This window comes from Streptomyces sp. NPDC002935 (assembly GCF_040611295.1).
Taxonomy (GTDB): Bacteria; Actinomycetota; Actinomycetes; order Streptomycetales; family Streptomycetaceae; genus Streptomyces.
Map to the genome: position 1 here is coordinate 19,441 of NZ_JBEXNW010000024.1, position 23,657 is coordinate 43,097.

At 70.2% G+C, this 23,657-nt stretch carries 24 protein-coding genes and 1 riboswitch; of the genes, 9 read left to right on the forward strand and 15 right to left on the reverse strand.

Annotated features, from left to right (window positions below; translation table 11 throughout):
- The first annotated feature begins 25 nt into the window (after positions 1–25).
- From ABZX90_RS28500 to ABZX90_RS28510, 3 genes are all read left to right on the forward strand, one after another.
- Positions 26–811 carry a universal stress protein gene (locus tag ABZX90_RS28500; protein ID WP_351123080.1) on the forward strand — a complete coding sequence of 262 codons (786 nt, stop codon included), beginning with the start codon at positions 26–28 and terminating at the stop codon, positions 809–811.
- A 275-nt stretch (positions 812–1,086) separates the two neighbouring features.
- On the forward strand, positions 1,087–1,710 hold the full coding sequence (locus tag ABZX90_RS28505) for a hypothetical protein (protein WP_351123083.1): 624 nt from the start codon (positions 1,087–1,089) through the stop codon (positions 1,708–1,710).
- A 319-nt stretch (positions 1,711–2,029) separates the two neighbouring features.
- Entirely contained in the window at positions 2,030–2,914 is an 885-nt protein-coding gene (locus ABZX90_RS28510; protein WP_351123086.1) for a universal stress protein, read from the forward strand.
- 186 nt (positions 2,915–3,100) lie between these two features.
- Here the strand turns inward: ABZX90_RS28510 and ABZX90_RS28515 are convergent, their stop codons facing one another.
- A complete protein-coding gene (locus ABZX90_RS28515) occupies positions 3,101–3,778 on the reverse strand; it encodes a DUF4389 domain-containing protein (RefSeq protein WP_351123088.1) in 678 nt (225 codons plus the stop codon).
- Positions 3,779–3,815: 37 nt separating this feature from the next.
- Positions 3,816–4,400, reverse strand: coding sequence for a hypothetical protein (locus ABZX90_RS28520; protein ID WP_351123091.1), 585 nt, complete (start codon positions 4,398–4,400; stop codon positions 3,816–3,818).
- Between the two features lie 567 nt (positions 4,401–4,967).
- On the opposite strand from ABZX90_RS28520, the gene ABZX90_RS28525 reads away from it, so the two are divergent.
- Positions 4,968–5,405: a pyridoxamine 5'-phosphate oxidase family protein gene (locus ABZX90_RS28525; RefSeq protein WP_351123094.1), complete on the forward strand. Its 438-nt coding sequence runs from the start codon at positions 4,968–4,970 to the stop codon at positions 5,403–5,405.
- Positions 5,406–5,524: 119 nt separating this feature from the next.
- Here the strand turns inward: ABZX90_RS28525 and gndA are convergent, their stop codons facing one another.
- The 3 genes from gndA to ABZX90_RS28540 form a co-directional block, all read right to left on the reverse strand.
- Positions 5,525–6,967 carry an NADP-dependent phosphogluconate dehydrogenase gene (gene gndA / locus ABZX90_RS28530; protein WP_351123097.1) on the reverse strand — a complete coding sequence of 481 codons (1,443 nt, stop codon included), beginning with the start codon at positions 6,965–6,967 and terminating at the stop codon, positions 5,525–5,527.
- Between the two features lie 302 nt (positions 6,968–7,269).
- Entirely contained in the window at positions 7,270–8,067 is a 798-nt protein-coding gene (thiD, locus tag ABZX90_RS28535; protein ID WP_351123100.1) for a bifunctional hydroxymethylpyrimidine kinase/phosphomethylpyrimidine kinase, read from the reverse strand.
- A gap of 161 nt (positions 8,068–8,228) precedes the next feature.
- Positions 8,229–9,629 (reverse strand): cytosine permease, encoded by a 1,401-nt coding sequence (locus tag ABZX90_RS28540; RefSeq protein ID WP_351123102.1) that lies wholly within the window; start codon positions 9,627–9,629, stop codon positions 8,229–8,231.
- Positions 9,621–9,715: riboswitch (TPP riboswitch) on the reverse strand. It overlaps the preceding gene by 9 nt.
- A 219-nt stretch (positions 9,716–9,934) precedes the next feature.
- Between ABZX90_RS28540 and ABZX90_RS28545 the strand changes: the two genes are divergently transcribed.
- The 3 genes from ABZX90_RS28545 to ABZX90_RS28555 all read left to right on the forward strand — a co-directional run bounded on the left by ABZX90_RS28545 (position 9,935) and on the right by ABZX90_RS28555 (position 13,213).
- Positions 9,935–10,768: an alpha/beta hydrolase gene (locus ABZX90_RS28545; RefSeq protein ID WP_351123105.1), complete on the forward strand. Its 834-nt coding sequence runs from the start codon at positions 9,935–9,937 to the stop codon at positions 10,766–10,768.
- A 213-nt stretch (positions 10,769–10,981) separates the two neighbouring features.
- Positions 10,982–12,349 carry a phospholipase gene (locus tag ABZX90_RS28550; protein WP_351123108.1) on the forward strand — a complete coding sequence of 456 codons (1,368 nt, stop codon included), beginning with the start codon at positions 10,982–10,984 and terminating at the stop codon, positions 12,347–12,349.
- A gap of 468 nt (positions 12,350–12,817) precedes the next feature.
- Positions 12,818–13,213: a DUF5994 family protein gene (locus ABZX90_RS28555; protein WP_351123110.1), complete on the forward strand. Its 396-nt coding sequence runs from the start codon at positions 12,818–12,820 to the stop codon at positions 13,211–13,213.
- A 192-nt stretch (positions 13,214–13,405) separates the two neighbouring features.
- Here ABZX90_RS28555 and ABZX90_RS28560 read toward each other — a convergent pair whose 3' ends face one another.
- Both ABZX90_RS28560 and ABZX90_RS28565 read right to left on the reverse strand, forming a co-directional pair.
- Positions 13,406–13,981, reverse strand: coding sequence for a DUF5994 family protein (locus tag ABZX90_RS28560; RefSeq protein WP_351123112.1), 576 nt, complete (start codon positions 13,979–13,981; stop codon positions 13,406–13,408).
- A gap of 252 nt (positions 13,982–14,233) precedes the next feature.
- Entirely contained in the window at positions 14,234–14,851 is a 618-nt protein-coding gene (locus ABZX90_RS28565) for a DUF5994 family protein (protein WP_355209414.1), read from the reverse strand.
- Between the two features lie 1,283 nt (positions 14,852–16,134).
- On the opposite strand from ABZX90_RS28565, the gene ABZX90_RS28570 reads away from it, so the two are divergent.
- A complete protein-coding gene (locus ABZX90_RS28570; RefSeq protein ID WP_351123116.1) occupies positions 16,135–16,410 on the forward strand; it encodes a hypothetical protein in 276 nt (91 codons plus the stop codon).
- Between the two features lie 464 nt (positions 16,411–16,874).
- Here the strand turns inward: ABZX90_RS28570 and ABZX90_RS28575 are convergent, their stop codons facing one another.
- The 3 genes from ABZX90_RS28575 to ABZX90_RS28585 form a co-directional block, all read right to left on the reverse strand.
- Complete coding sequence (locus ABZX90_RS28575) at positions 16,875–17,591, reverse strand: GAF and ANTAR domain-containing protein (protein ID WP_351123119.1); 717 nt, start codon at positions 17,589–17,591, stop codon at positions 16,875–16,877.
- Between the two features lie 170 nt (positions 17,592–17,761).
- A complete protein-coding gene (locus ABZX90_RS28580) occupies positions 17,762–18,523 on the reverse strand; it encodes an ANTAR domain-containing protein (RefSeq protein ID WP_351123122.1) in 762 nt (253 codons plus the stop codon).
- Between the two features lie 70 nt (positions 18,524–18,593).
- Positions 18,594–19,019, reverse strand: a complete 426-nt coding sequence (locus ABZX90_RS28585; RefSeq protein WP_351123124.1) for an STAS domain-containing protein — start codon at positions 19,017–19,019, stop codon at positions 18,594–18,596.
- 460 nt (positions 19,020–19,479) lie between these two features.
- On the opposite strand from ABZX90_RS28585, the gene ABZX90_RS28590 reads away from it, so the two are divergent.
- On the forward strand, positions 19,480–20,394 hold the full coding sequence (locus tag ABZX90_RS28590) for an aldo/keto reductase (RefSeq protein ID WP_351123127.1): 915 nt from the start codon (positions 19,480–19,482) through the stop codon (positions 20,392–20,394).
- A gap of 41 nt (positions 20,395–20,435) precedes the next feature.
- Here the strand turns inward: ABZX90_RS28590 and sph are convergent, their stop codons facing one another.
- The 5 genes from sph to ABZX90_RS28615 form a co-directional block, all read right to left on the reverse strand.
- Positions 20,436–21,275, reverse strand: coding sequence for a sphingomyelin phosphodiesterase (gene sph, locus ABZX90_RS28595; RefSeq protein WP_355209420.1), 840 nt, complete (start codon positions 21,273–21,275; stop codon positions 20,436–20,438).
- A gap of 289 nt (positions 21,276–21,564) precedes the next feature.
- A complete protein-coding gene (locus ABZX90_RS28600; protein WP_355209423.1) occupies positions 21,565–21,819 on the reverse strand; it encodes a hypothetical protein in 255 nt (84 codons plus the stop codon).
- The gene (locus tag ABZX90_RS28605; RefSeq protein ID WP_355209426.1) at positions 21,816–21,968 is read right to left on the reverse strand and encodes a hypothetical protein; all 153 of its coding nucleotides are present in this window, start codon (positions 21,966–21,968) and stop codon (positions 21,816–21,818) included. The genes ABZX90_RS28600 and ABZX90_RS28605 overlap by 4 nt, the downstream gene beginning before the upstream one ends.
- A gap of 155 nt (positions 21,969–22,123) precedes the next feature.
- On the reverse strand, positions 22,124–22,972 hold the full coding sequence (locus tag ABZX90_RS28610; protein ID WP_355209429.1) for a helix-turn-helix transcriptional regulator: 849 nt from the start codon (positions 22,970–22,972) through the stop codon (positions 22,124–22,126).
- Positions 22,973–22,985: 13 nt separating this feature from the next.
- Positions 22,986–23,510 (reverse strand): DUF6879 family protein, encoded by a 525-nt coding sequence (locus tag ABZX90_RS28615; RefSeq protein WP_355209432.1) that lies wholly within the window; start codon positions 23,508–23,510, stop codon positions 22,986–22,988.
- Positions 23,511–23,657: the final 147 nt, after the last annotated feature.

The window sequence follows — 23,657 nt, forward strand, 5'->3', positions numbered from 1 at the left end:
GCAACGGCCAAGGGGAGGAACAGGCATGATGATCCGTCAGGTGACGGTCGGTGTCGACGGCTCGGTCATCGCCGTGCGAGCGCTGGACCGGGCCGCCGAGGAAGCGACGCTGCGCGGCGCCGCCCTGACCATCGTGTACGCGGTGCCCGACGTGGACGTCGCCGGACCCGTGCTCGCCACCGCCGTCTTACGGGCCCGCGGGCGCCATCCCGGTCTGGCCGTCACGGCCCTGGCCGTCGCGGGAAGCCCGGTCCGGGCACTGGCGCACCACGGCCGGAGCGCCGAGCTCACCGTCGTCGGCGGGCGCGGGTCCGGCGTACTCGGCGGACTGGTGGCCGGCTCGGTGAGCCGGCGACTGGCCGCGCGCACACGTGGTCCGTTGCTCGTCGTCAGGGGGGCGCAAGGAGCCCCGGGCGGTGCGGTGTTGCTCTGGACGGAGGGGGAGCGGGACGTGGAAGCGGCCGCGTTCGCCTTCGCGGAGGCGGAGCGTCGCGGAGCCCGCCTGTGCGTGCTGCGTGCCGAGGCCTCCCGGTACGCGAAGGCCCGTCGCCAGGCCCTGGTGCCGGACGACGGCGCCTGCCGTTCGCTGCGCGCCGAGCGGCCGCTGTCCCGCCCGGGCGGCGAGTCGCCCGCATGGCCGGGTTCGTTGCCGCCCTCCCGTCCCGTGCGCGCGCTCCTGGAGGCGACTCGCGGGGCCGCCGTCGTCGTGGTCGGCGTCCAGCACCGCGGCCACAGGCCGGGCCCTGTCGCCCGTGCTCTGCTCCGCCACGCGCACTGCCCGGTCGTGATCGTCCCCGACGCCCCGGAGTAGCCGCGTTCTCGACGAGTCGGTGGCGGTTAACGGCGCAGCCGTTGGCGCCTTGCACCCCAGCGGCACGAACATCTCGGCGCCGAGTCGCCAATTCCCCTGTGGGAAAGCTCAGTTGGCGATGCGCCCATGCCTCCGCCCGGCCCTCGGAGAGGGACGTTCGGCCCTCCCGGCAGGGACTCGCGGCCCCTCCGAACTCCCTTGCCGCCGCGAGACATTGAAGGCGCAACGGAAGCCACGAAAGACCACGTCGAACACCTCTGGGAGGGATCAGCATCATGGCAGTCCACGAGCAGCCCCACCGGCACACCGGGTTCCACTTCCCGTCGCTGCGCAGGACCCGTTCGACACGGACGCCGGGTGAGGCCGCGACCGCGTCGGCCACGGCGGTCCGCTCGTACGCCTTCGCCGGTCTGCGTCTGCTGACGGGGTTCGTCTTCCTGTGGGCATTCCTCGACAAGACATTCGGGTTCGGCTACGCCACGCCCTCCGGGAAGGGCTGGATCGACGGCGGCTCACCCACCAAGGGTTTCCTCGGCGGGGTCGCCGCCGGGCCGATGGAGTCGACGTTCCACTCCTGGGCGGGTGCCGGCTGGGTGGACTGGCTGTTCATGGCCGGTCTGCTCGGCGTCGGCATCGCCCTCGTCGCCGGGGTCGCCCTGCGGCTCGCCGCGGTCGCCGGCACGGTGATGATGGCGTTCATGTGGCTCGCCGAATGGCCGCCGGCCCGGCATCTGTCCGACGGCTCGCCGAGCATGTCGCCCAACCCCTTCGCCGACTACCACGTGATCTACGCGGTCGTCCTGATCGCTCTCGCCGCCGCGGGCGCCGGCGCCACCTGGGGCCTGGGCCGACTCTGGGAGCGACTCCCGATCGTGAGCCGCAACCCCTGGCTGCGGTGACCGCACGGCACGGATCGGGGCGCCCTCGCGAGCGTGCGGGGGCGCTTCGCCGCGTGGCACGTCCCCGCAGGTGTGGAGCGCCCGCAGGTGAGGCGCACCGCACGGCGGCGTTCCTGTGCCCAGGACCGGCCGCTACCCCGGGGACAGTCGGTCGGAGGCGTTGCCCCAGAGACAGGTCGGCCGCAAGGCAGCGTCCCGGCTGTGGGGCCAAAGTCCCGTACCCCATAGGCCGGTTGGCCCCTGTCGAGGACCAGCGGCCCCTCCTCCCGAGCCCGTGCGACCACAAGACTGATCACGTATCCCTGAAGGAGGTCCGCACATGTCCCGCACCATCGTCGTCGGTCTGGACGGTTCGCCCGAGAGTCTCGCAGCGGCCGAGTGGGCAGCTCGTGAAGCCCAGCTCACGGACGCGCATCTGCGTCTCGTGCACGCCTGGTTGTGGCATCCCTACGTGTACGGCCCGCTGGCCGGCGTCTCGGTCCCACCGCCGTCGGAGGACCCGCAGCGCGCCTGGGCCGAACGCCTGCCGCGCGAGACCGCGGCCAAGCTCGTCGCGGATCACCCCGGACTTTCCGTCACCGCCGAGCGCGTCGCCGAGCAGCCCGTCACCGCCCTGCTGGCCGCCGCCGAGGACGCCGAACTGCTGGTGCTCGGGTCCAAGGGCCTGAGCGGAGTCGCCGGCTTCCTGACGGGTTCCGTCGCGCAGGCCGTGGTGGCCCGGAGCAGGCGGCCGATCGTTCTCGTACGAGCCGGAACGCGGCCCGCGGAAGCGTCCGGGAGGCAGGATGTCGTCCTCGGTCTCGACCTGGAGCATCCGGACGCCTCCGTGCTCGGATTCGCCTTCCGGGCGGCGGCCCGCAAAGGCTCGGAGCTGAGCGTCGTCCACGGCTGGAGCCTGCCGCCCTACTACGGATACAGCGGAGCCACCGACGCGGCGGTCAACGCGGAGCTGATCGCCGAGGCGCAGCAGCGGCTGACCGAGGTCCTGAACCCCTGGCGCGAGAAGTTCCCCGGCGTCGAGGTGCGCGAGCAAGCCGTGATCGGTGGCGCGGGCCCCCATCTGGTGGACGCGTCGCGGAACGCGGCGCTGGTCGTGGTCGGTCGCCGCAACCGGCAGAACCCGGTCGGCAGCCACATCGGACCGGTGACCCAAGCGGTACTGCACCACTCCGCCGCACCGGTCGCGGTCATCCCGCACGACTGACCGCACGACTGACAGCACGACTGACCGTGCGACTGACCGCGTGGCTCACGGCGCGCGACCGCGGGTCACCGACGAGCGACGAAGGGCCCCGGGGCGCTGGATTCCGGGGCCCTTCGCGGCCAGGAAGCCCGGATGGATCCGACCGAGCACGGCAGCCCGCCGGGGTGCCTGCCACCCCGGCGCCGATCACCTGTCCTGCAGCGGCCCTGTTTCCGCCGGGCTATCCTCCGAGCCACCCATGTCCAGGCGGAACGGCGGATAGACGTCTGTCATCAGGGCGGCGTAGGCGGCCACGCGCAGCACCCACCGGTTGAGGCCCATGATCAGGGCGTACAGGTCCCTCGGGTACTTGCCGGTGAAGGCCAGGGCGAAGCCGACGAAGATGGTCAGCACGCCGATGAGGCCGCCTTCCCACCAGCCGAGGTGGGAGCCGCCGAGGAAGAAGCCGACGACGATGTACTGCGGAATGGCCAGCAGCCACCACTTCACCAGCACCAGGCCACGGGAGAGCCGTTCCGGGTAGGCGATGTCGAGCCGCGTCGGGTAGTCCGGTTCCTCACCGAGGCTGAACGGTGGATACCGGTCGGTGCCGAGCGCGCCGTACGAGTAGTAGGCGACCCGCCAACTCCACCGCAGCACGCCGACGTTGAAGTCGAAGAGCCCGCGGGGGTAGCGCTCGGTGAAGAGGATGGCGAAGAAGGCGATCACGCTCACCACGGTGAAGGCGATCCAGAGGAAGAACAGCACCACGTAGTGCGGAATGGCGAGGATCCATTTCACCAGCCACAGCCAGCGCGACAGCGGCGTGTCGAGATATGCGCTCACCCTCACAGGGCGGTCCGGTGGTCTCATCGGAGTGACCATGGTGATCTCCTCCTTCCGCGCGCCTCAGCGCGCCGAGTCACGGCGTCTTGTGCCCCCACTGCGGTCCGAGTCGCTCCCATTCGCGTCCCCACCGGTCGTAGCGCCGCTGGTCGAGCCGCCACCGCGCGAAGCCGCCGGCGGCGAAGACCAGCCCGCCGAGTGCCACAGCGGCGCCGATGCCCAGCAGGCTCGACTCCGTGGCCGCCGCGCCCGGGCTCGGCGGCGCCGCGGTGAGGCGGCCGTTCACGTCCATCCAGATCACCACGTGCGCTCCGGCCTTGTGCCCCGACTCCACCAGGGCCCGCCCGGTACGGGGGGAACCGTCCGGAGCGGTCCACCGGACCGTCGCGCGGACGTGGTCGTAGACCGCGCCCTCTCCGGCGGGTACCGCCGAACCCGAACTCTCGACCAGGACGGCCGGGATGGCGTGCCGGTCCTGGCGCAGCCGGCTGAAGGACGTGTCGGCGGCATGGGCCGTCACCAGGCCGGCGAGGGTGCCTCCCAGCACCATCACCGTCCAGACGATCAGCACGATCCACGCCTCGAAGACGTCGTCACGGCGACGCAGCGGATTCCTCCGCCAGCGCCAGCACCACTGCCTCGCACCCTGTGCTCCGCGCATGGCACCGCACCTCCTCGTTACACCCCAACAGTGCAAGGGGATCGCGGTACGCGCGAGCGGTGGCAGGGGCCGCCCGGTCCCGCGGTGGGGACCGACCGGCCCATGCGGGACGCATCTGACCCGGTCAGGCTGGAAATGCCAGGTCATGTCACGAGCTGAGAAGGCCGTCAGAAAGGCACGCGTGATCCCCGGTCCGGGACGGTCCCTCGCAGGAGGACGTGCCGGACCCCGGTGCCCAGGAACCCGCCGACGCCCTGATCGTCCGGACACGAGACCCCCTGGGTCGTGTCCGAACAGACACGAAGCGTCATGTCCGATCTGTGGGTACGCATCGACCAGGACAGGATCACCGGGCGCCGGATCGCCGTGTGGTGATCCGGACGCCGTACGGGTTGACGCCCGCGGCGTCTCCGGGAAGCGGCCACTCTCCGTTCGCCGGGGACCAATGGACCCTGGCCCCGATTCACCTTTCGCCGCAGCCTGAACCTCATGTCGCTGTATTGCGGCACATGTCGCTGTACTGCTTTGTTGATGTGTCGCTCCGTCGGGTGAGAGTTGGTTCCGGTGATGAATCCCAACGACGGTTTTCGTGAACTCGGCAGGCAGGAATGCCTGGACCGGCTCGGCGGGGTGCCCATCGGCAGGGTCGTCCACACGCGGGACGCCCTGCCCGCGGTCCTGCCGGTCAATTTCTGTCTCGACGCGGAGTCCGCCGTCGTGCTGCGGACGTCGGCCGACTCGGAACTGGCCCGCTCCATCGACGGTGTGGTGGTGGCGTTCGAGGCCGACGTGGTGGACGCGGCCGCGCACTCCGGCTGGAGCGTCGTCGTGACGGGCCGCGCCCTGGTGGTGAACGATTCCGCGGAACACGATCAGTTGAGCCGGACAGGACCCCTTTCCTGGGTGGCCTCGCCCCACGACGTCTTCATTCGGATCGCGCCCGAACTGGTCACCGGCCGGGAACTCGTCGGCGGCCGCACGCTGTACGGGGTGGACCTCCCATGAGCTTCGCGGTACCGACGAACCGGGCCTCTGTCTGGCACTCGGTGAGGCCGTCAACGGGCCGGGCATCCGTCGCCGCGGACGCCCGGCCTGTCCCGCACCGGCTCATCGCCGGACGGGGGTCACAGGACCTCGGTCTCCTCGCGTACGGCCTCGCCCCACAGCGTGTGGAAGCTGCCCTCGCGGTCGGTGCGCCGGTAGGTGTGGGCGCCGAAGAAGTCACGCTGGCCCTGGGTGAGGGCGGCGGGCAGCCGGTCGGCGCGCAGGGTGTCGTAGTACGACAGGGCGGCGGAGAACGCGGGCACCGGGACCCCTCGGCGGGTGGCCGTGGAGATGACCTCGCGCCACGGGACCTGGGCGTCCTTGATCTCGGTGGCGAACCCCGCGTCGGAGAGCAGGCTGACCAAGCCCGGATCGACGGCGTAAGCGGCGCGGATCCGGTCGAGGAACGCCGCGCGGATGATGCAGCCGCCGCGCCAGATCTTCGCCACCTCGCCGAGGTCGATGTCCCAGCCGTACTCGGCGGCGGCGTCCAGGATCATCTTCCAGCCCTGGTCGTAGGCGATCAACTTCGATGCGTACAGGGCGTGTTCGACCTGGCTGGTGAACCGCTCGGCCTCGGTTCCCGACAGGTCCCAGTGGGTGCCGCCGGGCAGACCGCGGTAGGCGTCGCGCAGTCCGGCCTGGCTGGAGGCGGCGCGGGCGAACGTCGCCTGCGCGATGGCGGTGACCGGGGAGCCGAGGTCGAGAGCGGTCTGCACGGTCCAGCGGCCGGTGCCCTTCTGCCCGGCGGCGTCCACCACGACGTCCACGAACGGCTCCCCGGTGGCGGCGTCCTTGTGCGCGAGGACCTCGGCGGTGATCTCGATCAGGTACGAGTCGAGGCGGCCCTTGTTCCAGCGCCGGAAGATCTCCGCGATCTGCGCCGGCGTGTAGCCGCCGACGCGGCGGAGGAGGTCGTAGGCCTCGCCGATCAGCTGCATGTCGGCGTACTCGATGCCGTTGTGCACCATCTTGACGAAGTGTCCGGCGCCGTCCGTGCCGATGTGCGTCGCGCAGGGCTCGCCGTCCACCTTGGCGCTGATCGACTCGAACATCGGGCCGAGCGAGGCGTACGACTCCGGGGAGCCGCCGGGCATGATGCTCGGCCCGTTGAGGGCGCCCTCCTCGCCGCCGGACACACCCGCGCCGACGAAGTGGATGCCGCGTTCGCGCAGCGACTGTTCACGACGCCGGGTGTCGGTGAAGTGGGCGTTGCCGCCGTCGATGATCATGTCCCCGTTCTCGAGCAGCGGGGCGAACTCCTCGATGACGGCGTCTGTGGCCGCACCCGCCTGCACCATGATCATCAGGCGGCGGGGACGCTCCAGCGCCGCCACGAACTCCTCGGCCGACTCGGCCGCCACGAAGGCGCCCTCATGCCCGAACTCCTCGACCAGGGCCTTGGTGCGTGCGGGGGTGCGGTTGTGGACGGCGACGGTGTAGCCGTTCCGGGCGAAGTTGCGGGCCAGGTTGCGGCCCATCACCGCGAGCCCTGTGACGCCGATCTGCGCGGTCGCCTTCATGGTGTGCTCCTTGGATCCGGATCTGCCTCCCCGCGTACCTGACGGGCGAGCAGACGAACGTCGCTGTGCCGATCAGTACGCACGACAGGGGCCGAGGTGTTCACCTTCCGAGGCACGTGGTGCGCCGGATCGCGGGCAGAGTCTCCGGGCGACGTGCGGAGGCGCGCGCTCCGGAACCCCGGGCCCCGGGCAGGCGTGGCCATTCCGGGAGTTCGGGCCGGGCGGCGTCGATGCTCCCGGACGCCGGAACCCCAGAACCCCAGAACGCCGGAACTTCGGAACCCCGGCCGACGACCAGAGGGTCAGCCGTTCCGGCGCAGTCGCCAGCCGTGGTCCACCGGCCCGATGCCGGCGCCGAGCGCGAAACCGGCCTCGATCGCGGCGGTCACGTACTCCTTCGCCCGCCGTACGGCCTCCGGCACCGAAAGGCCCTCGGCCAGGCCCACCGCGACGGCCGAGGCGAGCGTGCACCCGGTGCCGTGCGTGTGCCGGTTGTCGTGGCGCGGCGCGCGCAGCCAGTGCTCCGCCGTTCCGTCGGTGAGGAGATCGACGGCCTGTCCCGGCAGATGGCCCCCCTTGACCAGCACCCAACGGGGGCCGAACGCGAGCAGTCGGTCGGCGGCCCGGCGCATGCCCTCCTCGTCCTTCACCCTCACCCCGGTGAGCTGGGCGACCTCGTCGAGATTCGGGGTGGCCACCGTCGCCCGAGGCAGCAACCGGGTCCGTACGGCGTCCAGCGCGTCGTCGGCCAGCAGCCGGTCCCCGTGCTTGGAGACGCTCACCGGGTCCACGACGACCGGGGCGGCCACGTCGGACAGCAACTCGGCGACCGTCGTGACCAGGCCGGGCGACGAGAGCATCCCCGTCTTCACGGCCTGGACGCCGATGTCGTCGACCACGCTGCGGTACTGGGCGCGTACCGCTTCCTCGGACAGTTCCCAAGCGCCCTGCACACCCACGGAGTTCTGCGCGGTCACCGCGGTGAGCACGCTCATCCCATGCGCGCCCAGCGCCAGCATCGTCTTCAGGTCGGCCTGGATTCCGGCGCCACCGCCGGAGTCGGATCCGGCGATCGTCAGGACGCGGGGTGGCGTGGTCATACGAAGGTTCCTCTCAGGTGCGGGTCCGGGTCCGGGTCCGGGTCCGGGTACGAGTTCGGGCGCGAGGCCTCTGGAATCGCGAAGGGACGGACGGCCCCGCAGCGCGCCAGGTCCGCGTCCCGCACCCGCGTCTCCGACGTGCTCGACCGGGCCGGCAGGTGCTAGGAGCGGCGGCGCAGCCGCGAGGGGGCGTAGAGGGCGAGGGCGACGAGGAACGCCACGTAGTAGGAGAGGTCGGCGCCGTGCAGCGCGTCGGCCACCGGACCGACGTACAGGCCGGTGTCCATGAACGGCACGGCCGCACCGAACGCGGCGACGAAGGCCAGTAGCGACGGCCGACCGGAGCGCGGGCGGGCGGTCTCGACGGCGAGGTCGAGGGGCGCGCCGCCGCGCTCCCGCCCGCGGGCGATCCAGTCGACGACGACGATCGCGACGAACCCGGGGATCCAATATCCCACGAACAACAGCACGTTCTGGAAGCGGGCCGTCGTGTCGGCGGCGTGCATCCACAGGACCAGCGGGAAGCCGAGCCCGGCGGCCAGGGCGGCGGCCAGTGGACGCGGTATCCGCACGCCCAGGGTCTGCAGGGCCAGCGAACCGCTGTAGTCGTTCATCGCGTTGCTGCACACCGCCGCCAGTGCCACGGCCAGCAGCCCGAACGCGCCCGCCGTCCCGCCGCCCAGCAACTCGTCCACGCCCGCCGCGGTCTGGTCGGTCAGCACGGACGCGCCCCACAGCCCGAGGACCTGAACGGCGACGAAGGACACGACGAGGCCGAGCAGGGTGCACCAGAACATCCGCGGGCGGGAGGTGGCACGCGGCAGATAGCGGCTGAAGTCACTGGCGTACGGCGCCCAGGACAGCGACAGGCTGAGCGCGATGGTGCTGGTGAGCACGAACGCGCCCGCGCGGTCGGCGCCGGTCGCGGCCCCGGTCGCGGCGGGGTGGACGCCGTCCAGCATCCGCCAGGCGATCACCGCGAAGGCGACGGCGAGCACGAACGTCATGACGATCTGGAGGCGGTGGATCGCTTCGTAGCCGAGGACACCGAGTGCCCCCTGCGCCGCCATCATGACGAGCACGCCGAGCCAGAACGGCCAGCCGCACAGCCGTGCCAGCGCATCCCCGCCGAACAGGCCGATCAGTGCGTCCCAGGCGACCGAGGACAGCCACTGGAGCATCCCGGGCAGCACCACCGCCCGGCCGAACGCGAGCCGTGCGAGGGGTAGTTGGCCGGTGCCGGTGAGTCCGCCCCAGGTGCTGAGGTAGGCGGTGGGCAGCGCGCCGAGCACAGTACCGAGGACGACCGCCGCGAGCGCGGTGCCGAAGTCCAGGCCGAGCGCGATACCGATGGTGCCGGTGAACACGCCCGTCATCGTCAGGTTCGGGGCGAACCACACGGTGAACAGGCGCCCGGCCCCGCCGTACCGGTTGTTCTCGGGGACCGGCTCGATGCCGTGCCCCTCCACCCGCAGGTCGCCGGGTGCGGCGGGCATCCGTCCGTCGAAGACGGCGGGCCGGCTGTCGGCGGGCACCCCGCTGGAAACATGCGCCAATGGCATGGAAGACATCCCTCCGCCAGTACGAACTGGTTCAGGTTCGACGGGTGTGATCTCAGCCCTCGGACGGGGCACCCCGTGTCCGGTACGACGGACACACTAACGCCATCCCCTGGCATCTGTGTACGGCAGCCCTCACCCACCTGGAGCAGGGCCCGGCCGCGCATTCCGTTTCATCCGGGCGGCCCGGCCGGGCTTCCCCGCAGCGCGGCGCGCGCCGCCCCTCGGTACTGTCGGAAGTGATCGCCGCTCGCTCTCCGCTCCCGGGTTCCCGGACCCGGTGGCCGGGCGGAAGGAGGCAGGGTGCCGTGACCGTGATCTCCCTGAAGTCAGCGCAGCTGCGGGATGGGCTCACCCTCCCGTACGCCGAAGCCGGTTACCCCAGTGGCACACCGGTCGTCTTCGTACACGGTCTGGCCGACTCCTGGTGGTCCTTCGAGCCCCTCCTGAGGCGCCTTCCGGCGTCTCTGCACGGTTACGCGCCCACGCAGCGCGGGCACGGCGATGCCGAGCGGCCTCCGGAGGGCTACACTCCCGACGACTTCGCCGCCGACCTCGTGGCCTTTCTCGACGCGGCCGACATCCCCCGCGCCATCCTGGTCGGGGCGTCCAGCGGCGGCGTACCGGCGCGGATCGTCGCCGGGAGCCATCCCGACCGCATCGCGGGTCTCGTTCTGCTCGGCGTCCCCGGCACCCTCGCGGACAAGCCGGCGGCCGCCCGGATGCGGAAGACACTGGAGGGCCTCGCCGATCCCGTGCCGCGAGAGTTCGTCGAGGACTTCATGGCCGGCACGGCGGCCCGCCCGATCGCGCGAGGGTTCATCGAGACCATGGTCGAGGAGAGCCTCAAACTCCCCGTGTACGTCTGGACGGAGACCGTGCGCGGTCTCCTCGACACCGATCTCGGCGCGACACTCGGGGGCATCCTGGTGCCCACCCTCGTCATCTGGGGCGACCAGGACGAGTTCCTGCCTCGCGAGGACCAGCAGACCATCCTGGACGCCGTCCACGGCGCCGACTTCCTCGTGTACGAGAACACCGGCCATGTCGTGCACTGGGAACAGCCCGAACGCGTGGTCGCCGACATCGCCGCGTTCGCCACGGGGATCGCCCACCCCGGCACTCCTTACGGCACCGCCTGACGTCGCCCGAGAGTGAACGGCGGCGCGCCCGAACCGCGCTGGACGTGAGCCCCGGGTCCTGCCCCCGCCCCGAACGCCACGCCGGTGCTCGGGGCGGGGCTGCGCGCGGGGATCCAAGGCGCCCCGAAAGACCGACTGTTGACGCGATCTGTACCTCTGACATTCGTCGTCACATGGCATGCTCATGCTCCCCACAGGAAGGGATCACGTGCCATGAGACCGAGCCGCCGCTCCCTGCTCGCCGCCACCGCCGTACTGAGCACCGTCCTCGCCGCCCCCGGGCCCGCCGGCGCCGCCGAAGTCCCGGCCGCGGGCACCTATTACCTCCAGAGCGCGACCACGGGACTGAACGCCGCCGACAGCGCAGGCGCGGTCGTCCAGCACAACCCCAAGGGCAACGAGGACCACCAGCAGTGGACCCTGCGCCCGAACGGCTCCTCGGCCGTCCTCGAAAGCGCCGACACCGCCGGGAGTTGTCTGGGCCGGTCGGGCGACCAGGCCCGGACCGTGGCGTGTACGAGCGCGGACGCAGCCTGGGAGGTGACGCCGAGCGGCGCCGACCAGTTCACGCTCAAGACCCCCGGAACGGACCGCTACCTTACGGTCGGAGCCAAGCCCTCCGGCTCCAACTACCCCGCCCAACTGGCGATCGGCTCGTCGGGCGGCCTCGCCTCCTGGTACCTCACCCCGGCCGCGCCCGAGACCCGGCCCATGCCACCCCAGGACCAACGCACCCTGGACCAGGTCACGTTCCTCACCGCCCACAACGCCTACGCCAACGGCGTCGACGGCGGATTCGCCCCGCCCTTCGTCAATCTGGTGCCCAACCAGACCCGCGGCATCAACCGGCAACTCGCCGACGGCGTACGCGGGTTCATGCTCGACCTGCACCAGACCCCCGACGGCGCGATCCTCTGTCACAACAGCTGCACCCTTGTCAGCAGGCCGGTCGCGCTCTGGGTCGACCTCCAGCGCATGGTCGACTTCCTCAAGCAGCACCCCGACCAGTTCGTCACCGTGTTCCTGGAGGACTACGTCGACCCGGGCGTCCTGCGCTCCGAACTCGCCCGCGTGAACGGGCTGTCCGACGTGCTCTACCGCCCCGACCTGACCGGCGTGCGTCAGAACGGCTGGCCGAAGCTCGCCGACCTGACCGCCGCCGGCCGACGCCTGCTGATCTTCACCGACCACAGCCGTTCCTCCGACGAGTCCGCCGGACTCACCCGGGACAGCTTCGGCGTCATGTACCAGCGCGAATGGACCGTCGAGAACTACTGGTCCATGGGCTCGGGCCTCGGCTCCTCCGACTGGTCCTGCTACAGCCGCTGGTACGACGCGGGCACGAACGTCCCGCTCACCCGCACCGAGGCGGGCTTCCGCCCCCTCTTCGTGATGGACCACTTCCGCGACGTCACCCTCTCCGGGACCGCCGGCACGGACAACACCAAACTCACCGACCGGGCCCGCCGCTTCTGCCAGCCGGCCGCCCGCAAGAAGCCCAACTTCCTCGCCGTGGACCGCTACGACCTGGGAGACCCCGCAGCCGCGGTGAACACGCTGAACACGTACGTCTACCCCTAACCAGGGGGGACCGCGAGTCTCGGGATCGAGGGAGCCGACGAACAACCGACCAGGAACGGAGCCTTCGGCACACCCCTGGGCAGCGGTTCCGCAAGACGTGCGGTCTGCGGAGTCCCGTTCTCCGGCGGGCGCTGTACGGTGGGGGAACCGAGGGCACGTCGTACGCCGGTGACCGCGCCGGTCTCGTCCCCGGCGCAGGACAACACCGGGTGCTCATCGCCCGGGGCAGGTTCCGCCCCATGACGGTCGAAGCCCTTCGCCCTCCGCTCGGCTGTACGGCGGTCGAACCCACGCGGCCGGTCCAGCCGCGCCGTGCGGGCGGACACACGGACCGAACCGCCGACGCCCCCTTTGAGGCGGAGCGTCGAACCGCCCGCGCATTTCGCCGACGCGTCGTCCACGACGAGCAGAGCGGCAACGAGAACGGGGCCATCGCCTGAGGGCCCGCGCGTCCAGACAGGAGCTTTTATGGCCACCGTTCTCGAACCCCTGCCCGCTCTGCCTCTCGCCCGCGTGCGGCTGGCGCCGCACAGTGCCCTGCCACGGCGCATCGACGGGGCATGGTGGCCCCGCTCGCGCGATCTCCTCGGCGAACTCCCGCTTCTGATCGGCGCGTTGCCCCGCATGTGGGGACAGATCACCGCCGTGAGTGTCAACACGGCGATGTGGCCGATGTCGCCCGGACGCATGCTCGTCGCCAACCACGTCGTGCTGCTGCGCAGGTCGGCCGGGTCGCACGGCCGACACACCATCAGCCTGCTCAGCCAGACCCAGGGCCGAAGGGACCTGCTGGTCGTGCCCCCGGAGGTGGCCGCGTCGGACGCCGAGCCGTTGATGGCGGCCGCGGCGGCCGGCGTCCGCTGACGAGCCCCGACTCCGGCCGCCCACGCCACACGGGATCGGTGTCGAGGCGGGCCGGCAGCCACTCACCCAGGCGCGTGGCGACGTCACCGCGGCGGTGGGCCGGCAACATGAGCGCCGGTGCCCCTCACGCCGTCCCGGCAGTCCTCGGTGCCGTGCCGGGTGTCGACCACGGTGGGTTGGGCGGAGAGACCATCACTTCGCCGTGATCAGGAGGCTGGGCCGGGCGTCGGCTGTCCAGTAGGAGGAGGCGTCATCCCCGTCCTCCCAGGTTTCCTCGGAATCCTGGTCCTGGTCGGCCATGGAATCACCGTGGAGGGCGTTTTCTGCCGCGATGAGTGCGCTCGCGGTCGTCGGAGGGCCGGAGCTGTCGCTAGCGGCGGTCATCAGGCGGTCGGCTGCCGGGGCGCCGGTCTCCGGTGGTACCACCAGCAGGTTCCAGCTGCCCGTGGTGTGGGAAAGCAGCAGGATCCTGTGGGGGTCCAGCTCCGTCGTGAACCAACGGACCTTCACCAGGTGACCGTTGACAGGCACGCTGTCCGGGATGGCCGGCCAGTACGTCGGGTTGACGGCGATCCGGGTGATCCGTCCGGACAGGGGGTCCAGTACGTCGGCCAGAGTGGAGAGCTCGTCAGTCAGGTCCCGGGAGCGGGGCCACCAGGCACCGTCGAGGGAGCCTCGGGACGCGCTGACGGTTTTCAGTGCGAGACGAGCGGTCGGAGCCCTGAAGGGCGCGATGCGCAGCGGGGTTCGGTCGGTGGTCGCGGACATCGCGGGCACCTGTCTCCCGGCCGCCTGGGATGGCGGCCCGGTGTCGTAACTCGCCGAGAACGACACAGGCATGGTGGCCGGTGTGCGAAGTACTCTCGATGCCTCCACGGTACTCCCACACGTCGGACGGGCCCTGCCGAGGCACCGGTTTTGAAGGTCGCGCGTCACGCAGCGTGCCGCACCACCACCTCGACTTCTCGCCGGCGGCTCAGCCACGTCCGGCCCGGGGCGGTCGGGACGACTGCGTGCCTGTCACCTTCCTGTCGCCGGAACCGGCACGCGACCGATGGCGGCCTCCGTGGGGCCGCCCTGGGAGGTGCGGCGGACGTCGTGTCCGCCTTCGGAATCCCAGACCGTCACCCGGGCCGAATCCCATGCGGCCTCGGCCTCGGCCTCGGCGGTGACGCGGAAGCGTCCGGCCTCCTTGACCAGGTCGCTCGCGGTGAGGCTGCGCGCGGGATCGGTGGCGGTGATCATCAACCGGGCGGCCGTGACGGCGTCGGTTTCGGGTGGGATCACCAGCAGGTCCCAGCGCCCGGCGGTGAAGGAGAGCAGCAGGAGACTGTGCGGGTCCTGCTCGGCCTTGAACCAGCCGACCTTCACCACATGGCCCTGGACGGGAACCCTGCGGGGGATGACCGGCCAGAACGTGGGGTTCACGGTGACGTGGGTGATCCGCCCCCACAGCGGGTCCAAAACGGTGGTGAGCGCGGGAAGTTCGGCCGTCAGGTCGCGCGAGCGTGGCCACCATGCGCCGTCGATCAGGGCGGGGGCCGTGCCGGGCGGCGCCAGCAGCAGCCGCGGAGGCGGTGGTGAGGAAGTGGCCGTACGGTCTTCGACCGCCGGCTTGTCCAACGTGGTTGCGGTCATGACCGAGACCTCGCCCCGGGCCGGCCATGACCGGCCCGGTGTCGTGAATCGCCGGGGACGGCACAGGCGTCGAAGCCGGTGTACGAAGTACCCTCGGTAATCCCAGGTTACTCCTGGCAGGGGTCCGACAGCCGGGTGTCCTGGCGCGGGCTTGAACCGGCCCGGGTCGGACAGGACCCAGGCCGGACAGGGCGCGGTCGGTCAGCGGCGCGCGAGTCGGCGTTCGCCTTCCAGGCGCGGCCCGCTCACGAGGCATGTGTCAACGGCTCCGGCGCAAACACGCCGGAGCCGCCCTTCCGGGCGGTTGCACGTGAGAGTGAACCAACCCAAAACCAACGGTACTGCGGTCCGCGCGGTTCGAGCATCTTCCCGGTCGGCCTCGTGGCGGTCTCGGCCTGGAACGCGGCGGTGGCGGTCACGGCGATCACCGCTCTCGTCCTCGCGATGTTGCCGACACGCGGCCATGCGTGCTCTCATTCCTGCGCCGTTCGGTCACGAGGATGATCAAGGCGGTGATCAGGACAATGAACACGGCTGCATTCCGCGATTCCTCCTGGAGAATTCCGCGTCGATGGCGACAAGGTCGATGGCGACAAGACGGTGTGCCTGCGACGGAGGCGCCACCTCGAGGCCTTCACGGTCACCGCCTGAAGGCCTTTCTCGCCTTCTCGCCCGCCTGCCTCAGATTGCCGGAGACCCTTTCGACCTTGCCCCGCCGTTCCAGTTCTCTGTTGTGGGTGGCCCGGCCCAACGCTTCGGTGATCCGGCCCCTGATTTCCTGCGTCCTGTTCTTGACGGTTCGTCCAACACTCATGGTCGGCCTCGTCGTTGAAAGCGGACTACCCGCGGCCGCGGTCGGAACGGATCAGCGCAGGGAGAGGAATCCGTGGCACCGCCGAACCTCCGGATCGCGGGAAGACTTCGTGGTTCCGCGGGGGCAGGGCGGAGCGGGGAGGGGAAAATGCGTCGCCCGAATGATCCGGAGTGGCATGACCTCACGCCGCGTGCTGTCAGTCAACGCCCGGTGCCCTCCGGTGTCAACACGATGTCGGCACTGGGGAGTTCCCGGAACCGGCCCGGGACTGCTGGGGCGAAGGGGGTCGGGGCGGCACATCGCAAGCCGGCCCTTTCGGCATTTCCGAGACCGGCGCCAAGTGGCCATCGACATCAGGCAATAGACGATGTGTCGTGCGCTATCGGCAGTCTTCAGGCAGGACTACGCTGTGGGGAGAGGCCCCAGTCCCCGGTACCGATGCTGTGTTCCGCTCCCGGGGAGGCCCGTTGTGTTCGTTCTTCTTCTCGTCCTGATCGTGGTCCTGTTCGGCTTCGGCTTCCTGAACCCCATCTGGTGGGTCGCCGCGGCTGTGTTGGTCTTCGGAGCCACCCGTTACGGCCGCGGTGGCGGACGCCGGCGCCGTGGTGGCGGCTCGGACTTCGCCGAGTACCAGGACTACCGGGACCGCCGGGAGCGTCAGGACCGCTGGGATCGCCGCTACAGCCGTCAGCACCGGGCGCGGTGGAACCGCGAGGACCGACGAGAGCGCGGGCGCCGTGGGTGACCGAGGCGGTGTCCGCCGGTGTGGACACCCTCTGGCGGCCGTGACTGGCAGGTGCGGAACCCGCCGCGAGGCGAGAACGCGTACGTCACGCCCCGTTCCGCTCGACCTGCACCTGCTCTAGGCTCCCAACAGTGCAGGCGGGACTTCGTGTCGGGTATCGACGGAACCGACAGGTCCCCCTCCAGGCTCCCAGCCCCCGAGTCGCGATCGAGGCCGGCCGGAGCCGCATCGCCGGAGCACGCGGCTCCAGCTTCCGTCCTCCTGGCGTATTCCACTCGGGGTGCTCCCGCAACCCCGCCGCCTCGGAGGGCAACGCGCGAGAACACGATGGCTGGGGGGCCTCGCGTCCTCGCGACCACGGCCGCCGCCGCACACCAGCGACGGCGGCCGTCCGGCCCGTGAACCGGAGTCTGTGAACCACAGCCCGGGAATCGCTGAGGCCGTGGCCGTGGCCTTGGCCGTGGTCAGGACCTCAGGCCGGGGAGGGGCTCGGAGTCGTCGATGAACGCGCGGGCCAGGTCGGACAGGCGCCGGTTGTGAGCACGGGCGTAACTCCGCAGTGTGGTGAAGGCCTGCTCCATGTCGACGCCCTGGCGCTCGGCGAGCTTTCCCTTGGCCTGTTCGATCAGGATGCGGCTGTTCAGCGCGTTCTGCAGTTGCTCGTTGAGGACGGTGCTGCGGTGCGCGGTGCGCTGTTGCAGCAGACTGATGGTGGCGACGTCGGCCAGGGCCTGGGCGAGTGGCATGGCGTCCGGGTCGAAGGGGCCGGGGTCGGTGCGAAAGAGGTTCAGCGCTCCGACGACCTCGTCACGTAGCCGCATCGGCAGGGCCTGTACCGACCCGAACCCGCTGCGGTGGGCCGCCGCGACGAAGCGTGGCCAGCGGTCTGCCTCCTCGTTCAGATCGGTGACGATCACCGGGGCGCCGGTGCGGAAGCAGTCCAGGCAGGGCCCCTCGTCGTTCTGCAACTGGAAGAGCTCCAGCAGGCGCACCTGCTCGTCGGAGGCGGCCATGACGCGGAGTTCGCCGTCGCGGTCCGCGAGCAGCACGCCTGCGGCACTCGCTCCGAGCATGCCCACACAGCGGTCGGTCAGCAGGCGCAGGAAATCGATCAGGTCGAAGTCGGCGACCAGGTTGTCCGCCAGCTCGACGAAGGTCTTGGCCAGGAGTTGCTGGTTCATCGTGCACACCCTCCGTCGACTCTCATCCGGCCCGCATGCAGGGGCGGGAAGCGCAACTCACTTCTTGTCAGGTTTCTTGGATCGGTTGTCGGTTGCCGGTTTTCGGTCTGGCCTTGGCCGTGATACCCGGGTTCGGCCTCTTGGTCCGGTTCCTCGGTCCGGCAAAGGCGTCAGGCCTCATCGTCGGCCCGATCCGTGCCCGCGCCCGCGGGGAAGGTGAGCCGATGGGCGACCACGTCGGCGGCCACCGCGGAGAGACGGCGTCCTCTGGCGTAGGCGTAGGCACGCAGCCGGACGAAGGCGTCTTCGGCACTGACTCCGAGCTGGGCCGTGAGCATGCCCGTGGCCTGGTCGATCTCCGCCCGGTACGCGCCCAGGTCCTCGAAGCGACCGTTCGCCGACCATTCGTCCGCCAGGCCCGCTTCCCCGTCGATCCGGGAGTCGAGCAGGACCAGTGTGGCGGTGTCGGCGAAGGCCAGCGCGTCCGCCAGTTCCTCCGCGTTCAACCGGCCCGGGTCTTGGGAGTAGAGGTCCAGAACTCCGGGGCTGATCGCCCCCATCTGCAGAGGGAAGGCGAAGACCGCGCGTGCCCCGGCCTTCGCGGCCGCGTCGGCGAACACGGCCCAGCGGTTCTGCACTTCAGCGGTGAGCAGATCGGGCGTCAGTACGGCCGAGCCCTGTGCGAAGGCATCCACGCACGGCCCCTCGCCCAAGGTGAGCTGGAGTTCCTCCAACTGCTCGCTGACATCATCGGTGCTGCACAACGGATGGCTTGCCGCGGATCCGGACATCGCGGAGAGTCCGGCCCCGCCGACCGGGAGCGCGGCAACAGCCGCGGTGCACACGTCCACCACGCCGACCCGGGCACCCCGCCGGGCCGCCTGCTCGGCGACCAGCGTCTGGATCCGGGCCGACCTGCTGCGGGACCTCACCCGGACCACCGGGTCCGGGATTCGTACGCGACACCCGCCGGCCGTGACGGTCCCTGACGCGGCCGAGGAATCACACCACACCGCCCGAGAGGACAGGTACGGGCGGAGCGGCACGATGTGGAGAGACCGGAGGCCTCATGGTCAGGGCGTTCCTGGAACGAGGCGACCGACGCCCGAACGGCGGGCCCACGAGCAGGAAACCGCAGCCGACGATGTCGACCATGAGAACCAGCGTCCGCGGTGGATGGTGCAGGCGGAGCGTTCCCCCGGCCGCGGTGACGCGCTGTGCGGCGTGGAGGAACGCGTTGAGGCCGCTGCAGTCGCAGAAGGTCACGAGCGTGAGATCGACGTCGATGGTTCGGATGCCGTCGCGCAGGCACCCTTCCAGTGACGCGCCCAGCAGGGGCGCCGTCTCCAGGTCGATCTCACCGACCAGCGTGATCAGTGCCCGATTCTTTCGGTCGTGACGGTAGAGGGTGAGCGGCGGAAGGGGCATGACGCCTCGGTTCGGAAGCCCGTCCGGCAGCGGATGCGGTGGCGCCGGAATCCCGGCGTCGTCGGCCCACTTCCGGCAGCGGAGTACATTCGGCGGAGGTCGGGCGACGGCCGACTCACCTGCCGTTGCGGCAGGACTGCGGACCCACCCGGTTTCTCCAGGGACGTGCCGAGCGACGGGCGAAGAGCCCGCTCCCCGCGACGATCTGTGCTCGGCAACGACATGCCGCCGGGGTCTGGGACGTCTGCACAGCAGGGTAGTCCTCGTCCGGCGCGACCAAGGGTCGGTTCGATTCATTCCCAGCATGCGGACGGTACCAGGCGTGGTGATTGAGCATGTCCTTTGTGCGGCGCGGTACTTGGGAACTCCACCTCGCGCGGAACTGAGTCCCCAGCCGCACCGGTCGGGTGTGTCACGGCCGATCCCCACGGCTCCGCGGACGGCATGCGAAACTTCCCCGATGACCGCAGAAACGATCACCGCGGCAGCCGCGGGCACCTGGACACTCGGCGAACTCACCGTCAACCGCGTCGGGTTCGGCGCGATGCGGTTGACCGGCAGCGCGGCGTTCCACCACGGAACGCCGAGCGACCGCGCACGCTCGATCGCCGTGCTGCGGCGCGCGGTCGAGCTGGGCGTCGACCACATCGACACCGCCGCCTTCTACTTCTCCTCGCTGCGCTCCGCGAACGAACTGATCAACAGCGCGCTCGCGCCGTACGCGGACGACCTGGTCATCGCCACCAAGGTCGGGCCCTTCCGTGACTACGCGGGGGAGTGGGGCGCCGCCGCACGACCCGACCAACTGCGCTCCCACGTCGAGGAGAACCTCCGTCAACTCGGCCGCGACCACCTGGACCTGGTGTACCTCCGCCGCATGGGACAGGAGTCGATAGCCGAACACTTCGGAGCGCTGGCCGACCTGCGCGACGCCGGCCTGATCCGGCACCTCGGCATCTCCGACATCGAGACCCGGCACCTCGAAGAAGCCCGGGCCATCGCACCGGTGGTCTCCGTGCAGAACCGGTACGGCCTCGACCATCCGTCGCCCGGGGGCGACGCCGTCCTGCGGGCCTGCGGTGAACACGGCATCGCCTTCGTGCCGTTCTTCGCCATCGCGGGCAACGGTGGCGCGCTGGGCCCGGGGGACGACCACGAGGCCGAGGTGATCGCCGTCGCCGAGGAGCACGACGCGACGGCCACCCAGATCCGCCTCGCCTGGACCCTCCACCAGGGCCCGCACGTGCTCGCCATCCCCGGCACCGGCAACCCGGACCACCTGGCCGAGAACATCGCGGCGGGCGCCCTGCGTCTGACGGACACGCAGCTCGCCCGCCTCGACGCGCTGCACACCCGGGACACCGGGGAAGAGTGAGGCCGAGGGCCCCCGCCCGGACGGGCGGGGGCCCTGCGCACTCAGCCCCCGGACGCGCTCAGCGGGTAGTGGTCCGAGAGATTCGTGTACGTGTAGTCCGTGCCCCAGCTGGACACCGTCCAGGGCGCGCTCTGCTCCTTGACGACCTCGTTCTTCCAGACCGCCGGGCGCGCGTGACCGGCCCGGTGGAGGACGTAGTCGAGATCCTCGCGGGGGTCGGTCGGATAGCGGTCCAGGGCGATCGAGTTCTCCTGCGTGTCGAAGGAGTACGGGTGACCGGTCCGCGCGTTCGCCCCCACCAGGTCCGCGTCCGCGAGCATCGAGGCGTACTCCGTGCTGCGTGAATCGACGTTGAGGTCGCCGGCGACCAGGACCTGTTCGTCCGCCGGGATGTTCCTGGCGTCCAGGAACGCGTCGATCGCCTTGAACTGGCGGCTGCGCATCGACGCCGCCTCCCCGGTGCCGCACCCGGAGTCGGTGGACTGCGCATGGGTTCCGATCACATGGACCTTGGTGCCGTTCACATTCAGGACCACATAGGCGAAGCCCTTGTTGGACCACCAGTCCGCGCCGCACGCGTCCTTGTACACGTACTGCTCCTTGTGGACGATCGGCCACTTGCTCAGCACGGTCACCCCGCCGTCCTCCGGCGTGGTCGAGGAGTACGCCCCGCCCGTCGCGTCCCAGCCGCTCTTGCTCCGCCCGACGACCGGGGTCTGGTACGGATACTCGGCCGCGGCCGCGCTCTTCAGGGCGTCCGACGCCGCGTTGTCGAACGCTTCCTGCAGGACGACGACGTCGTTCCCACGGAAGAACGAGGTCTTCGGTATCTCGGCGGCCCGGTGGTCCTGTCCCCAGTTCGGGTAAAGGTTCTTGCTCATCGGCAAGACGGGCTAACTGTAGGCAGCGCGGGCACACAAAAGCCCCGCTCACCTCCTGCGGTGGAGAGGTGAGCGGGGACGTACCGCCCCGGGCAATCTCGGTCGGCCGAGACTCCACGGCGGGACGGTGCCCCGTCCTCCGGGGCGTTGTGATGGGCAGCGGAGGACGGGGAGTACTGGACGCTAGCGGGGGTCGGGCGGCTGCCAGCCTCACCCGGCACCCAACCCCCGCCGCGCCCTCCGCACGCCGGCCGCACAGGCGGCTAGCGGGCGGGTCTATGGGGGCCGTTCAGGCAGTTACGGACTCGGAGTCGACTGCCCTCGGGGTGAGCTTCCATCCGATCTGGCGGACGATGCGGAAGCGGTCGTGGTGTGAGTTGTGCCGCAAGTGCTCTACGGCCCAAACCTCCGCCTCGGTGGTGTGCTCGATGGCCTGAAACTCGATACACGAGGCGCACTCCACCCACCGACGGGCGGGAAGGTCGTCCACTGAGATCCGCGGCGTCAGTGCGGGATACGCGTAGGAGCGGGCTTCCTTCTTCACTCCCCCTCCTCCGTCGCGTCCTGATGGCGCCGCATCTCGACGACGATGTCCGACGCCCGCGACTCGTCGTAATCCGGGCTGCTCGGGTTCCGCGCGTCCCGCAACTGACCCGCGAGCGCTCCGCACACGTCACAATCTGGCGTCGGCACGGGTTCTACATAGAGCGCAGGGTCCAGGAGAGTAATGGGTGCCCTGAGCGTCCTCTCTAATGCCATTGCCACTCCTCCGCCGCGGACTTCGATGCCACGACGCTACGGAGCTTCGGAGTGCAGGCTCCAGCTAGTTCCACAGAGTTCTACGGCAATCACTCCAGGGCGTCGATTGCCGCAGTGATCCGGGCTCGTGCAGCGGCTCCGTATACGGCCAACTTTGAGAACTCAGTGAAGGCTTTGAGGTACTGCTCCACCTCTGACGGGGCGGACACATTGACCTGCGCCGTCAGCAGCTCGACTTGGGCCTGTACCTCGTCGTAGACGCTGAAGGTCTCCAGCATCCACATTCGCCGGTCGGCAGAGAACGGGATGACGCCCAGCGATACCGACGGGAGCGCCATCACTGACAGGAGATAGCCCAGTTGGCCGGCCATAACCTCAGCGCCGCCCACGCGATGGCGTAGGACGGACTCCTCGACCAGGAGGGCGAAGCGGTGGTTGCCTTCGCGGATGATCCGCGAGCGCTCGACGCGGGCGGCTACGGCCTCTGACACGTCGTTCGGGGTCTCGCGGAACGCCGCGATGGAGCCGAGTAGAGCGCGCGCGTATCCCTCGGTCTGGAGCATCCCGGGGACCACGTTTGAGCAGTAGATGCGGAAGACCTTCGTGCGCTCGAACAACGGGAGGTAGGACTCCTGGAGCCGTCGCAGTCCAGTCCGCTGGAGCCGTCTCCACTCGACGTACATGCTGTCGGCTGAGCGGGAGGCCGCGATCAGATCCGCGGCCAGCCCGTCAGCCTCGCACGCGCTGCACCATGCACGAACGTCGTCGTCCGACGGCGGGGTTACTGCGTTTTCCAGCCGGGAGACCTTCGACTTGTACCAACCTGTTCGTTCGGCGACGTCTGATGCCGTCAGGTTGGCGTCTCGACGGATCTCCCGGAGTCGGTCCGCAACAGCTCTGCGGGCCGCCTGAACACTGGACGATGGGGAAGCGGGCATGTGCAGTAGTCCGTCAGATCCTGTACTCCGCGTGCGGCGTCGCCCTGGCCCACACGCTCTCGAACGCATCGGCGCAGAGCTTGGCCACCGCAGGTTCGTCGGTTACATCGTCCCCGAGGTAGGCACCCTCCCCGGAGAAGTAGCCGAACCTGACGATGCGGTCGTCGAAGATCCAAAAGTCGTTCCCGGGGAGCGCGATGTCCGAAGCCTGCCGACGCGGCAGCCAGCGGATTTCCTCGCCAGCCGCAACATTGGTGAACGTTCCGTCGTACAAATAGTGCGTGTACTCACTTACGGGCTCGGAAACGATACGGGCCCGACGGATGACGACACCCCTGGCGACGGTCTCGGCCACCATGTCGAGCCACGGGCGCCACCATGACGCCCTGTCGTCGGGGTCCGGGCGGTATCCGGCCTTCCAGGCTGCGACCCGCGGCGCCTCGTCGGGATCGTCGTAGTGGTCCCGCATCTCAAGATGCACGGCCGACCTCTGACAGTCTGCTAGCAGCTCACCGAACGGTGGAGCGCTCCGCCACATCACAAGCCTCCCGAATGGCGGCCACCATACGCATGGGGAGCCGCACGACCTCTTCGCTGTCAGGGATCGGACCGGTTGTCAGACAGTCAGCGCGAGTCTCCTCATCCGTCTTCCAGCCCTGCAAGACAACCTCTTGCCGTTCCACGT